Annotated in this window: 11 protein-coding genes; 5 read left to right on the forward strand and 6 right to left on the reverse strand. The window is 66.9% G+C overall.

What is annotated here, in order from left to right; translation table 11 throughout:
• Nucleotides 1-117 precede the first annotated feature (117 nt).
• On the forward strand, nucleotides 118-783 hold the full coding sequence (locus tag RMCB_RS30635) for an MBL fold metallo-hydrolase (RefSeq protein WP_029372320.1): 666 nt from the start codon (nucleotides 118-120) through the stop codon (nucleotides 781-783).
• Complete coding sequence (gene hisS / locus RMCB_RS30640; protein ID WP_062831753.1) at nucleotides 780-2,063, forward strand: histidine--tRNA ligase; 1,284 nt, start codon at nucleotides 780-782, stop codon at nucleotides 2,061-2,063. The genes RMCB_RS30635 and hisS overlap by 4 nt, the downstream gene beginning before the upstream one ends.
• Nucleotides 2,064-2,324: 261 nt before the next feature.
• Here the strand turns inward: hisS and RMCB_RS30645 are convergent, their stop codons facing one another.
• The gene (locus tag RMCB_RS30645) at nucleotides 2,325-3,989 is read right to left on the reverse strand and encodes a purine-cytosine permease family protein (protein ID WP_062831754.1); all 1,665 of its coding nucleotides are present in this window, start codon (nucleotides 3,987-3,989) and stop codon (nucleotides 2,325-2,327) included.
• Nucleotides 3,990-4,125: 136 nt separating this feature from the next.
• On the opposite strand from RMCB_RS30645, the gene RMCB_RS30650 reads away from it, so the two are divergent.
• Both RMCB_RS30650 and RMCB_RS30655 read left to right on the forward strand, forming a co-directional pair.
• The gene (locus RMCB_RS30650) at nucleotides 4,126-4,560 is read left to right on the forward strand and encodes an Rv2576c family protein (protein ID WP_201028371.1); all 435 of its coding nucleotides are present in this window, start codon (nucleotides 4,126-4,128) and stop codon (nucleotides 4,558-4,560) included.
• An 84-nt stretch (nucleotides 4,561-4,644) separates the two neighbouring features.
• Nucleotides 4,645-5,697: a class I SAM-dependent methyltransferase gene (locus tag RMCB_RS30655; protein ID WP_062831755.1), complete on the forward strand. Its 1,053-nt coding sequence runs from the start codon at nucleotides 4,645-4,647 to the stop codon at nucleotides 5,695-5,697.
• A 222-nt stretch (nucleotides 5,698-5,919) separates the two neighbouring features.
• On the opposite strand, the gene RMCB_RS30660 is transcribed toward RMCB_RS30655, so the two are convergent.
• Genes RMCB_RS30660 through RMCB_RS30680 form a run of 5 tightly spaced genes read right to left on the reverse strand, consistent with a single transcriptional unit; the run spans nucleotide 5,920 to nucleotide 11,771 of the window.
• Nucleotides 5,920-6,738 carry an alpha/beta fold hydrolase gene (locus RMCB_RS30660; RefSeq protein WP_062831756.1) on the reverse strand — a complete coding sequence of 273 codons (819 nt, stop codon included), beginning with the start codon at nucleotides 6,736-6,738 and terminating at the stop codon, nucleotides 5,920-5,922.
• Nucleotides 6,735-8,375, reverse strand: a complete 1,641-nt coding sequence (locus tag RMCB_RS30665) for a fumarate hydratase (RefSeq protein ID WP_062831757.1) — start codon at nucleotides 8,373-8,375, stop codon at nucleotides 6,735-6,737. The genes RMCB_RS30660 and RMCB_RS30665 overlap by 4 nt, the downstream gene beginning before the upstream one ends.
• Nucleotides 8,372-9,718: an amidase gene (locus tag RMCB_RS30670; protein ID WP_062831758.1), complete on the reverse strand. Its 1,347-nt coding sequence runs from the start codon at nucleotides 9,716-9,718 to the stop codon at nucleotides 8,372-8,374. Before RMCB_RS30670 ends, RMCB_RS30665 begins: the two co-directional genes overlap by 4 nt.
• 1 nt (nucleotide 9,719) lies before the next feature.
• A complete protein-coding gene (locus tag RMCB_RS30675; protein WP_062831759.1) occupies nucleotides 9,720-10,850 on the reverse strand; it encodes a hypothetical protein in 1,131 nt (376 codons plus the stop codon).
• Between the two features lie 9 nt (nucleotides 10,851-10,859).
• Nucleotides 10,860-11,771, reverse strand: coding sequence for a nitrilase family protein (locus tag RMCB_RS30680; protein ID WP_062831760.1), 912 nt, complete (start codon nucleotides 11,769-11,771; stop codon nucleotides 10,860-10,862).
• 167 nt (nucleotides 11,772-11,938) lie between these two features.
• Between RMCB_RS30680 and RMCB_RS30685 the strand changes: the two genes are divergently transcribed.
• Nucleotides 11,939-12,973 carry a LacI family DNA-binding transcriptional regulator gene (locus tag RMCB_RS30685; RefSeq protein ID WP_062831761.1) on the forward strand — a complete coding sequence of 345 codons (1,035 nt, stop codon included), beginning with the start codon at nucleotides 11,939-11,941 and terminating at the stop codon, nucleotides 12,971-12,973.
• The last annotated feature ends 13 nt before the right edge of the window (nucleotides 12,974-12,986 follow it).

The raw sequence follows: 12,986 nt of genomic DNA on the forward strand, positions 1-12,986 counted from the left end.
CGTGTGCACGTCAGGGGATGTTCCGATTTTGGCATCGAGTGTGCCAGGTGATGCCCGCCATAAGCCTGTCGACCCGCGTGAACAGGAGGTGCGATTCCGGCGTGGGAAACTGGCAACGTGTTGATAACCGGATTTCCGGCCGGGCTGCTGGCGTGCAACTGCTACGTCGTGGCGCGGCAACCCGGAGCCGACGCGATCATCGTCGACCCAGGTCAGCGGGCGATGGGGCCGCTGCGGCGGATCCTCGACGAAAACCGGCTCACCCCGGCAGCGGTTCTGCTCACGCACGGCCACATCGACCACATCTGGTCGGCGCAGAAGGTGGCCGACACCTACGGCTGCCCGGCCTACATCCACCCCGAAGACCGGTTCATGCTCACCGACCCGATCAAGGGGTTCGGGCCCCGGCTGGCGCAGCGGGCGTTGGGGACGTTCTTCACCGAACCGCGCCAGCTCGTGGAGTTGGACCGCGACGGCGACGTTGTGGAACTCGGCGACCTCACCGTCGCGGTCGACCACACGCCCGGGCATACCCGCGGTTCGGTGGTCTTCCGACTCGCCGGCGGCCAAGGGGACGTGGTCTTCACTGGCGATACGCTGTTCCGGTCGTCGGTCGGACGCACCGACCTGCCCGGCGGCAGCGGCCGGGACCTCCTGGGATCGATCGTGGCAAAACTGTTGGTGCTCGACGACGACACCGTGGTACTACCTGGACACGGTCCGCGCTCGACGATCGGGCACGAACGCCGTACCAATCCATTTCTCGAAGGTTTGACTCTGTGACTGAGATTTCCGCTTCGCCTGTCGCGTTCCAGGCTCCCAAAGGCATCCCCGACTACCTGCCGCCGGACTCGGCGCAGTTCGTCGCGGTGCGCGAGGGTCTGCTGAGTTCGGCGCGCCGCGCCGGTTACGGCGATATCGAGCTGCCGATCTTCGAGGACACCGCGTTGTTCGCACGCGGCGTGGGGGAGTCCACGGACGTGGTGTCCAAGGAGATGTACACGTTTGCCGACCGCGGCGAGCGGTCGGTGACGCTGCGTCCCGAGGGCACCGCCGGCGTGATCCGCGCGGTTATCCAGCACCGGCTCGACCGCGGGGCACTGCCCGTCAAGCTCTGCTACTCCGGGCCGTTCTTCCGGTACGAGCGGCCCCAGGCGGGACGCTATCGCCAGCTCCAGCAGGTGGGTGTCGAGGCCATCGGCGTCGACGATCCTGCGCTGGACGCCGAGGTGATCGCCGTGGCCGACTTCGGATTCCGGTCGCTGGGGCTCGACGGCTTCCGGCTGGAACTCACCTCACTGGGCGACGACACCTGCCGGCCGGCCTACCGAGAGCTGCTGCAGGCCTTCCTGTTCAAGCTCGATCTCGACGAGGAGACCCGGCGGCGGGCGGAGATCAATCCGCTGCGGGTGCTCGACGACAAGCGGCCCGAGGTGCGCGAGATGACCGCCGACGCGCCGTTGATGCTCGATCACCTGTCCGATACCGCCAAGCAGCACTTCGAAAGCGTGCAGGCGAACCTGGACGCTCTCGGCATCCCCTACGTCATCAATCCGCGCATGGTGCGAGGCCTCGACTACTACACCAAGACGACGTTCGAATTCGTCCACGACGGGCTCGGGGCGCAGTCGGGTATCGGCGGTGGCGGCCGCTACGACGGGCTCATGCGCCGGCTCGGTGGTCAGGACGTCTCGGGCATCGGGTTCGGGCTCGGCGTCGACCGCACCCTGCTGGCACTGCAGGCCGAAGGTAAGACGGCTGCGGGTGCCGAGCTCGGCGTGCAGGTCTTCGGCGTGCCGCTCGGGGAGGCCGCCAAGCTCGAGCTGGTCAAGTTGGCCGCGCGGTTGCGGGCCGCCGGAGTGCGCGTCGACCTCGCCTACGGCGACCGCGGACTCAAGGGTGCGATGAAGGCGGCCGACCGGTCCGGCGCGAAGTACGCCTTGGTGGCCGGCGACCGCGATATCGAGGCAGGAACCATCGGTGTGAAGGACCTCTCGACCGGCGAGCAGATCGACGTCGCTGCCGATTCCGTTGTCGCCGACCTGCTTTCGCGATTGTCCTAGCACCTTGCACCGCGACTCACCTTGCACCGCGAGTCACCTTGCACCGCGAGCGTGCGTGTCTGTTCCTCGACACGCCGCTCGGGGGCAGCACTTTGCGCACTCTCGCGGTGAACCGGCCGGGCCCCTGCGCCGGTGATCAGCACTCGCCCAGACAGTCCACGCACGCTCGGGGGCCGCGAACGTGCGTGCACTGCTGAGGTTTTGCGGCGTGTCAGGCAACAGACACGCACGCTCGCGGTGCAAAGGGACCTTGCAGCAGCGCTAGGGGGCAGACGTGGGCAACACGTGGTCGGCGACCTTGTCGGTGCTCAGGCACAACGAACACACGAACGCGTCGTGGGTCTCGCACCTCAGCATGTCCGGCCTCTCGTAATCGTGGTGGCACACATGGCATTTGAGGTGCTCGCCGGACGGATTGCCGAATTCGTCGAACATCGGCAGATCGATGCCGTCATCGGTGCGCCGCAGGTAGTACCTGCCTTTCGTGGCGACGGCCAGGATCGGCGGGAGTACGACGCCGAGCCCGATCGCCACCAGCGGTGAATACGGCCGCACGGTCTCGCCGAGCCCGCCGAAGAACGCCAGCACCGACAGGCCCGCTGCGAGCAGCATCGACCCGAAGCCGACCGGGTTGAACGCGTAGAGCATGCCGCGCCGGAACTCCGGCTCTTTCGGCGACAGTTTGAGCACGTACTTGTTGAAGACGATGTCGCTGGCCACGACCACCACCCAGGCCATGCCGCAGTTGGCGTAGAAGCCCAGGATCGTGTTGAGGAAGCTGAACATGTCGGCTTCCATGAGGATCAGTGCGATCAGCAGGTTCACGCCGAGGAACACGATGCGCCCGGGGTAGTGCTTGGTGACACGGGTGAACGAGTTGGTCCACGCCAGCGACCCGGAGTACGCGTTGGTCACGTTGATCTTGATCTGGCTGATGACCACCAGGGCCACGGCCAGTGTCATCGCCAGCCAGCCGGGCAGGAAGTTCTGGTAGATCTCCAGGAACTGGTGCACGGGCTGGTTCGCGATCCCGGCGCTGTCGGCGACGTTGGCGATCAGGTACACCGCCAGGAACAGGCCGACGATCTGCTTGATGGCGCCGAAGAACACCCAGCCCGGGCCGGCCAGGATGAGCCAGGTCCACCAACTGCGCTTGTTCTCCGGGGTCTGCGGCGGCATGAAGCGCAGGTAGTCGTTCTGCTCGGCGATCTGGGCGATGAGCGACAGGCAGACACCCGCGGCCAGCAGTGTCGAACCGAGGTCGAACCCGCCCTTGCCGTTCTCACCTTGGTAGGCGAAGAACTGGCCAACCGACTCGGGATGGGTGACGACGAGATACACGAACGGCGCCACCATCAGGATCAGCCACAGTGGCGTGGTCCAAACCTGCAGTGTGGAAAGCACTTTCATGCCGTAGATGACGAGCGGGAAGATGATCAGCGTCGACACGGCGTAGCCCAGTGACAATGGGATGTGCAGGCCCAGCTTGAGGCCCTGGGCCATGATCGACCCTTCGAGCGCGAAGAAGATGAACGTGAATGTCGCGAAGATGACGTTGGTGACGACCGAGCCGTAGTAGCCGAATCCGCTGCCGCGCGTGACCAGGTCCAGGTCGATGTTGTAGCGCGCCGAGTAGTAGGCCACGGGGAATCCGGTCAGGAAGATGACGACCGCGAAGATCAGGATGCCCCACAGTGCGTTGGTGGTGCCGTACGAGATGCCGACGTTGGCGCCGATCGCGAAGTCGGCCAGATAGGCGATACCCCCGAGTGCGGAGATCCCGACGACGCGCGTCGACCACTTTCGGTAGCTGCGCGGCGCAAACCGCAGCGTGTAGTCCTCCAGGGTTTCCCTGGTGGCGGTCATCGTGTCGAGATCGGCCTCGGCCAGCTCCTCCGGCGGCTTGCTCCCAAGCTCTTGTGTCATGCGGCGAAATTAGGAGCGGCTTGTTACCCGGCGATGACGGTCGTGTTCCCGGCGTGAACAGTTTTGTGAACCCGTCCAGCTCCGGTGGGCATGTCACATCTGTAACAACCCGGTAGCGTGCCTCGATATGAGGAACATGCGAAACGTGACGAGCAGGGTCGGAGCCGCGCTGGCGGTCGCGGCAGCATCTATTGCGGTGGGGCAGACTGTCGGTACTTCGGTGGCGCACGCCGATCCGGCAGCCGGACACCAGGTCCGTTACACGCTGACGTCGGGTGCTCCCTACGATTTCGACCTCTACTACCTGGCGACCCAGCCGCCGAACAAAGACGTCTACAACGCCGATCCGTACAAGTATCTGCAGAAGGCTTCCGTGAACGTCGGGCCGGACAACCCCTGGGTGTTCGACACCACGCTGGCCGACCCGCAGTGGGCGATCTTCACGATCAGCAGCACCACGCACGGCGGCCGTGAGGCTCCCAACGCGCACTGCGAGATCTCCGTCGACGGCCAGATCGCCACGCAGAACGACCACCCCTACAGCCCGCGGTGCCAGCTCGGTCAGTGGTAGCTCGCCACTAGCTCCTCACTCGCCTGCGGGAGTACCTTCAATCTGCACGCAGTTGGTGCGCGGCCGCAGGCGAAGGAGCTCACGATGGCCGTCGACGAAGACAAACTCAACGCATTTCTGGGTCAGGCGGTCGGCGACCTCGGCGCCGCGGTGAGCGCCATTCTGGTGCTGATCGGTGACGAGCTCGGACTGTACGCGGCGCTCGCGCGGGAACGGCTGACGTCCGGACAACTGGCCGAGCGCACCGGGACCAGCGAGCGTTACGTCCGGGAGTGGCTGGCCAATCAGTCGGCGGGCGGATACGTCGATTACGACGTGGGCACCGACACCTACCACCTCAACGACGAGCAGGCGTTGTGCCTGGCCAACCCTGACGGCCCGGTCGATCTGCCCGGGGGCTACTCGATCATCGAGGACCTGTTCCACGTCAAGGAGAGGGCCGTCGAGAACTTCCGTACCGGCGGCGGTATGGAGTGGGGTGAACACCACCCCTGCTTGTTCCGTGGCACCGAACGGTTCTTCCGGGCCGGGTACAACGCGAACCTGCTGTCGTCGTGGCTGCCTGCGCTCGACGGAGTTGTCGAGAAGCTCGAATCCGGGGGTCGGGTCGCCGACGTGGGATGCGGACACGGTGTCACCACAATCCTTATGGCACAGGCGTTCCCGAATTCGCAGTTTGTCGGCATCGACTATCACGGGCCCTCGGTCGAGACCGCGCGGGCGCACGCCGCGGAGGCCGGCGTCGGCAATGCGAGCTTCGAAGTGGCTGATGCGACGACGTATCACGGCGACGACTACGACCTGATCGCGTTCTTCGACTGCCTGCACGACATGGCCGATCCGTCCGGCGCGGCGCGGCATGCGCGGCAGGCGCTCAAATCCGACGGTCACTGCCTGCTGGTCGAACCGTTCGCGGGGGACAGCCTGGCCGAGAATCTCAATCCGGTCGGCAGGGTGTTCTACGGGGCCTCCTCACTGGTCTGCGTGCCCGTCTCGCTCGCGCAGAAGGGCCCCGCCCTGGGCGCGCAGGCCGGCGAGCGCCGACTGGCCGAGGTGATGGTGAACGACGGTGGCTTCACGCGGTTCCGCCGTGCTGCCGAGACGCCGTTCAATCTGGTATTCGAGGCACGCCCGTAGCGGCTTGACAAATCCGTCGAACAATTGTTCGATGAACGTATGCGTTTGGACGGCCAGGGGGTGCGCGTTGACGACTGCGCGGTGCGTCCCTCTCATCGGACTATCGCGACAAGTTTCGTACACGGGCGCCATCACCGGTCGCCCGATACGGATTGACTGGGCGAGCCGCCCACGGCGGGCGCCGGTGCCGTACCCGAAACCGCGGTACCGGCGCACCCAGCCCTATCTGTCTCCCTCCGCTTCCCTGATCGCCGCCGCGATGGCGCCGGCGAGTTCCGCGGGGGCTTCCACATGCGCCAGATGTCCCTGTCCGGGCAGTCGGATCACGCGGGCTTGCGGTAGTGCGGCGGCAAAGGCAGCGAACGCTGTCCCGTACGGCGCCACGCCCTCATTGTGCGCCCCGAGAATAAGTGCGACCGGGATGTCCAGGCCGCCATAGTCTTTCAACGACGGCGGGTAGGCGTTGATCGCGGCCAGTTCCGCACCCAACGGCTTGGCGAGCTCCCGCAATATGGGCCATGCCGGGGTTCGTCGCAGCTCTGCCACGTAACCCTCGGAGAATCCGGATACGTCGGTGTTGACCAGTTCGACGGCGCGGTCCAGATCACCTGCGGCCGTGGCGGCCCGGATGGGCGCGACCGCGTCCGGGGCAAAAGGTATGCCGACCGGCTCGTAGGCGGTCACCGATCGGACTGCGGGGTACCCGAGCGCGGCCTCCAAAGCGATGAGCGCACCGTAACTCCAGCCCACGAGATGCACCGCGCCGAGCGAGTCGATCGTGTGCCGCACATCGTCGATCTCGACCTGCACCGAGTAGTCGGCACCCAGCCCGCCGCTCGGGCATCGGCCGCGCCGGTTGAGCGTGACCACGGGATTCGGCAGGTCGATCGCCGCGACGACGGGGCGCCAGGTGGTAGCGTCGGCCATGACGCCGGGGACGATGAGTAGCGGTGTGCCGCGGCCGGGACGAATCTCGGCGGCCAGCGTGGTCCCGCCACGCTCAATGGTGAAAGGCCGGGTGTCCAGTTCAACGAAAGTCATTGTGGCGCAGGTCCGATCGTCAGTAGGGTGCGGTTGTCACGGCGGTAGAAGTCGTTGCCCTTGTCATCGATGACGATGAACGCCGGGAAATCTCGGACATGGATCTTCAGCACCGCCTCCATGCCCAGTTCGCCGTATTCGAGTGTCTCGATCGATGTGATGCAGTCGTGGGCCAGGCGCGCGGCGGGCCCACCGATCGACCCCAGATAGAAGCCGCCGTACGCCTGGCAGGACCTCCGGACCGCGTCGGAGCGATTGCCCTTGGCGAGCATCACCAGCGATCCACCCGCGGCCTGGAACTGCTCGACGTAGGAATCCATGCGCCCGGCGGTCGTCGGGCCGAACGACCCGGATGGATAGCCTTCCGGTCTCTTGGCGGGCCCTGCGTAATACACGGGGTGACGACGCAGATACTCCGGCAATGGTTCACCTGCGTCGAGGCGTTCGCGAATCTTGGCATGCGCCAGATCACGGGCCACCACCATGGTTCCGCTCAGCGATATCCGGGTGCCGACCGGATATCCGGACAACTGGGCGCGGGTGCCCTCGAGCGGTTGGTCGAGGTCGATCCGTACCACGTCGCCTTCGGTATCCAGTGTGGCGTCCGGCAGGAACCGGGCCGGGTCGGTCTCGAGTTGTTCGAGGAAAACGCCATCCCGCGTGACCTTTCCGAGGACATGACGGTCCGCCGCGCACGACACGGCCAGTGCGATCGGCAGGGATCCACCATGGCGCGGCAGCCGGACCACCCGCACGTCGTGGCAGAAGTACTTGCCGCCGAACTGCGCACCGATCCCCAGCTGCCGGGTGGCTGTGAGGATCTGCCGTTCGTAGTCGAGGTCACGAAACCCGTTACCGGACAATGACCCTGAAACGGGCAGGCTGTCGCGGTAGTGCGCAGAGGCGAGTTTCGCGGTCTTGAGCGCGAATTCGGCGCTGGTGCCACCGATCACGACTGCCAGGTGGTAGGGCGGACACGCCGAGGTGCCGATCTCGGCGGCGCGGGCGACGATGAAATCGAGCAGGTCCGCCGGGTTGAGCAGGGCCGGCGTCTGCTGAAACAGGAAGCTCTTGTTGGCGCTGCCACAGCCCTTCGCCATGAACAGGAAGCGGTAGGCGTCGTCGCCGTCGGCGAGGATCTCGATCTGGGCCGGCAGATTGGTCCCGGTGTTGCGCTCGTCGAACATCGACAGGGGAGCCAATTGTGAGTAACGCAGGTTCAGCGTCCGGTACGCACGGGCGATGCCGCGCGACAGATGCTCGGCGTCGCGCCCGTCGGTCAGGACGTGTTGCCCGCGCCACGCGTGCACGATGGCGGTCCCGGTGTCCTGGCACATAGGCAACACCCCTGCGGCGGCGATGTTCGCGTTGCGCAGCAGCTCGGCGGCCACGTAGCGATCATTGGGGGACGACTCCGGGTCGTCGAGGATCGCCGCAACCTGGCGAAGGTGGCTGGTACGCAACAGATGTGACACGTCGCGGTACGCCTCGAACGCCAACTGCTCAAGGGCGGCCGGGGAGATGTCCAGGAATTCTCGTCCCGCCGCGTGCACGACGCCGAGGGGTTCGGCGTCGAGCCTGCGGTAGTCCGTGTCGTCGGGACCGGTGGGCAGCAACGGTGTGTAGTCGACGGTCATGACCGTTCGATTCGGGTGGCCAGCTCGAAGAGCATGTTCTCGTTGCCGGGCGCAGCGATGAGCTGCAGGCCTACCGGAAGATCCATGACAGTGCCCGCGGGCACGCTCAGCGCGGGATGGCCGGTGAGATTCCACGGGCAGGTCAGGGACAACAGCGCCGAGCGCACTTCCACTGCGCGACCGTCGATTTCGTGGGCACGCTGGTCGAGGTCGGTGGCCACGGTCGGGACGGTCGGCATCGCGAGCACGTCGAATCTGCCGAACAGGTCTGCGGCCGCAGCCCGCAACGTGTCGCGCTGCCGGCAGGCCCGCACGTATTGCCATGCCGCGGTGTCGCGCCCGCGCTCCAGACGTTCGACCACTTCGGCGTCGATGGTGTGCTCCTGCCCGGCCAGGTCGTCGATGTGTTCGGCATAGGCCTCGCTGGACTGCAGGATGCTCAGCACCGTGAACACCTCACCCGCCGTGACCGGCAGCCCGGCGGTGCCGTCGACCGTGATGCCTGCGCGCTCGAGGGCGTCGCGCACACAGGCGACGACCGCAGGGTCGCACGGGCCGAAGCACTCCGGATCGACCCATCCGACGCGCACCGCGGCGCCGTTCGGCTGCACCGGCTGACCGGCCATGACGGCATAGGCCTCCGCCGCGCCGGACGCTGTGGTCGCGAAAACCCCGACATGGTCCAGAGACGCCGCCAGCGGGCGAACTCCCGCGGTGGGGATCGCCCCGTAAGCGGGTTTGAAGCCGGTCACACCGCACAGCGCGGCGGGGACGCGTACCGAACCGGCGGTGTCGGTGCCGACGGCGATCGGCACCATTCCCGCGGCGGTGGCGACGGCGCTGCCGCCACTCGAGCCCCCACTGATCTTGTTGACATCCCACGGGTTTCGCGAAGGGCCGTGCGCGGAGCGGTCACCGGTAGCGCCGTAGGCGAACTCGTGCAGCACGTTCTTGCCGACGATCACCGCACCGGCGGCGCGTAGCCTCCGGACGCATTCGGCGTCGGCCTCTGCGAGGCCGGAGTGCACCAGTGAACCCGATGTCGTGACCTGACCGGCGATGTCGACAAGATCTTTGACTGACACCGGAATTCCGTGCAGCAGACCGCGATCGCGTCCCTCGCTGCGCTCGCGGTCAGCCTCGCGGGCTGCGGTGCGGGCGCCTTCGGCGTCAACCGCGGTGAACGCGTTCAGAATAGGGTTGAGCCGGGCGATCGCGGCCAAGCTGTGCTCGACCAGTTCCGCGCTCGTGGTGTGGCCGGCACGGAGTTCGGCTGCCAATGAGTGGATGTCGCGGTCACGGAAGTAGCCGTTGAACACGGCGGGGTCGGCTATGTCGGTCATGTCATATTCCTGGAAGTAGTTGCAGGGCAGGGACGATCGATGCGGTGGCGACCGCCATGGCGGCCACGTTCCCGATGAAGGGATGAAAGTCGGCGGGCAGTCGTGCCGAGATCGCCGCGGCCAGCGGCGGACTGAGCACCGCGCCGAGGACGGCACCGGCCAGCACCGAAGGCACGCTGCCGCCGTAGGCCAGCGCGCACGCCGGGGCGACGGATACGACGGGCACGAAGGTCGGATAGAACGGCCGGCGGGCCCACCGCCCGCGCCACACGGTCACCGCGACCACGGCGGTGATCGCCTGGGCGGCCAGGATCTGTGGCAGCAGCCCCGATCCGTAGGCCGGTGCGGCTGGGTTCAGCAGGTAGGCGACGACCGCCCCGGCGATCAATCCCAGGCTTGCCCACTCACTGCCGAAGAACTGGGCCTCGGAGAAGTCGGCCAGGCTGCGACGCAAAACCCAGACGGGACCGCGCTTTTCGGTTGACGTGGTCGGTGGTGGTTCGACGGGGCGGCGCAGGTGCAGGGGCGGCGGCAGCCAGGGCAGGTGACGGCACACCGTGAAGGCGATCACCGCCGCCAACGCCATACCGGCCGTCACACCCACCACCGGAGCGATCCCGAGTCTCGGGCAGATGATGCTCGCGCCCAGCACCGACAGCCCCGGCGTGACGAGCCCGCCGAGCACGCCGCCGGTCAGCACCGTCGGGATGTCGGGGCCGAACATCAACACGATCGTCGGGGAGACCGACACGAACGGCGCGAACAGCGGCTGCCAGGTGCCCGGTGACAGGGTCCACCCCCACGCCAGCACACTGACGGCTACGCCGAGCAGGGCGCTGGCCAGCATCGGGACAAACATCCCCGAACCGCAGGCCTGTGCGAATCCTTGTGCCGGCCGTCGCCGGGTCTGCAGCCAGTGTGCCAGCGCGCCGCCGGCGAGCAGGCCCAGACCCGAGAGAGCACTGCTGTAGAAGTTGGGTTCGCTTGCCGCAGAGGCGATCACGGAGAGCAGTGGGGCTGCCGCCCGCAGGCCCCCGCTCCACAGCAGAACGGCGACGAGGCAGACGGCGGCGATGAGTGGCCACAGGGGAAGGGAGCCGCTTCGGGACCGGGTCGACGGCGCAGACGTCATGGCGCAGCCTTACCGGGGCAGCGCCGAGCCGCCGCGGTAACCGAGGAGCTGATCGTACAGATCGGTGCGCCGGTCGCGGTGCAGATCGTTGAACTGGTTCCAGATCGGGGCCCCACGGGAGGCCGTCACGTCGATGTCTGCGTAGAGGATGGTGTCTTCGTCCGGCCCGGCGATGCGGTCGATCGGCCAGCCGTTGGTCCCCGCGATCAGGGAGTTGCCCATGAAGCCCGACGTGCGTTCGGTGCCGATCCGGTCGGCGGTCGCGATGAAGACGTTGTTGACATGTGCGGCCGTCATGGTCAGGTAGGCGGCCATGCAGGTGCCGCTTGCGTCGTACAGGGGCGGCGGTGTCCAGACCCAGCCGGTCGGGATGCAGATGATGTCGGCGCCTTGTTGCGCGACGATCCGCGCGGTCTCCGGGAACCAGATGTCCCAGCAGACCAGCAGGCCGATCCTGCCGATACGGGTCGGAAACACCGGGAACCCGAGGTCGCCGGGGGAGAAGAACAGCTTCTCCTCGTTCCACAGATGAGTCTTGCGGTACTTGCCGACGTACCCGTCCGGTCCCACCAGGACCGCAGTGTCGAAGAGCTCGACCCCGTCGAGTTCGGGTAGGCACCCGACGATGTAGACGTCGTGGGCGGCGGCGAACTCGACCCAGCCGGCGACCGTCGCACCCGAGGGCACCGCTTCGGCGTGGGCGTAGGCCTCTTCCCGGGATTCGAAGGTGTAGCCCGTTGTCGCCAGTTCGGGCAGCACGATGAGGTTGGCGCCCTCAGCTACCGCCGCGTTGAGGCGCTCGTAGACCGCTTCGGAGTTGGCCTTGAGGTTCTCCACCCCGACCTGGGGGTTGAACTGCACGACGGCCACCCGCGCTGGGCTGTATCGGTGGTCGGTGGATGAGGCGTTCTGATCAGGCATTACGCGTCCTTGTCCCATTGTCGTCGGAGTCGAGTCGAATGACCCGACACGTCCGGCCCGTTTGCCCGAACGTTCGGGCCGAACGTTCGGGCTATACTGCTCCGTGTTGCGTGTCACTGTCAAGGGCTGGTCGCGCGACCTCGTTTCAGCAAACAAGAGAGAGTGAAGTGGGGAAGTCGAAACAGGCCACGCTGCAGTCGATCGCCGATGACCTCGGCCTGCACGTCTCGACGGTTGCGCGCGTGCTCAACGGCATGCGGGCGGGGGAGCGTGCGGCCTCGGGAGCCACCGCCGAACGGATCCGTCAACGTGCGGCCGAGGTGAACTACCGTGCGAATCCGCACGCGGCGAGCCTGCGGACCAAGCGCACCAACCTGGTCGGCGTGCTGGTCCCGAGGCTCAGCGACGTCGTGCTCGCCACGGTCTACGAGGGCATCGAATCGGCCGCCGCGCAGCGGGGCCTGACGGCGTTCGTCGCAAACACCCAGGACGAGCCCGACCGGCAGCGCATGCGGATCGAGATGATGTTGGACCGCCGTGTCGACGGGCTCATCCTCGGCGACGCACGGGCCGACGACCACGCCGTCCTCGAAGAGCTCACCACGCGCGAGGTTCCGTTCGTACTCGTCAACCGCAGCGTCTCGGACTACTCCGCGGCAACCTGTGACAACTACCTCGGCGGCCGGTTGGCGGCCGAACACCTCCTCGAGCTTGGGCACCGCCGTGTGGGCGTCATCGCCGGCCTGGCCCACGCAAGCACCGGAATCGACCGGCCCGCAGGCTTTGTCGATCGTTTTCGCGAAGCGGGTATCGACGTCCCCGCGGAGAACATCGTCTTCTCGGGCCTGGACAGTCAGGGCGGGCATGCCGCTGCCGACCGCATGCTCGCCGCCGCGTCGCCGCCGACCGCGCTCTTTGCGGTCAACGATTTCGCCGCCATCGGTGCGGCCGGCGCGGTGCGGGCGCACGGGCTGCGCGTCGGCGAGGACGTGTCCCTGATCGGCTTCAACAACATCGCGCTCACGGCGGAGATGCATGTCCCGTTGACCTCGGTCGAGTCGCATGCGTTCGACATGGGGTGTGATGCCGTCGAACTGCTGGCCGACGCGCTGGCCGGGCGGCCCGGAGGTCAGCGGCGCACGAAACCCGTTCTGGTGGTGCGCAAGTCGACGGCCGACGTGCGGTGTTCGAGCCTGGCGTGATGCGGTCTGCGCG

This window comes from Mycolicibacterium brisbanense, from assembly GCF_001570425.1.
Lineage (GTDB): Bacteria > Actinomycetota > Actinomycetes > Mycobacteriales > Mycobacteriaceae > Mycobacterium > Mycobacterium brisbanense.

Bases quoted from the DNA above. Each gene is read 5' to 3' on its own strand.
- RMCB_RS30660 (WP_062831756.1), bottom strand. From the start codon at position 6,738: ATGACTTTCGTTGAACTGGACACCCGGCCTTTCACCATTGAGCGTGGC.
- RMCB_RS30675 (WP_062831759.1), bottom strand. From the start codon at position 10,850: ATGACGTCTGCGCCGTCGACCCGGTCCCGAAGCGGCTCCCTTCCCCTG.
- RMCB_RS30645 (WP_062831754.1), bottom strand. From the start codon at position 3,989: ATGACACAAGAGCTTGGGAGCAAGCCGCCGGAGGAGCTGGCCGAGGCC.
- RMCB_RS30650 (WP_201028371.1), top strand. From the start codon at position 4,126: ATGCGAAACGTGACGAGCAGGGTCGGAGCCGCGCTGGCGGTCGCGGCA.
- RMCB_RS30665 (WP_062831757.1), bottom strand. From the start codon at position 8,375: ATGACCGTCGACTACACACCGTTGCTGCCCACCGGTCCCGACGACACG.
- RMCB_RS30670 (WP_062831758.1), bottom strand. From the start codon at position 9,718: ATGACCGACATAGCCGACCCCGCCGTGTTCAACGGCTACTTCCGTGAC.
- RMCB_RS30680 (WP_062831760.1), bottom strand. From the start codon at position 11,771: ATGCCTGATCAGAACGCCTCATCCACCGACCACCGATACAGCCCAGCG.
- RMCB_RS30655 (WP_062831755.1), top strand. From the start codon at position 4,645: ATGGCCGTCGACGAAGACAAACTCAACGCATTTCTGGGTCAGGCGGTC.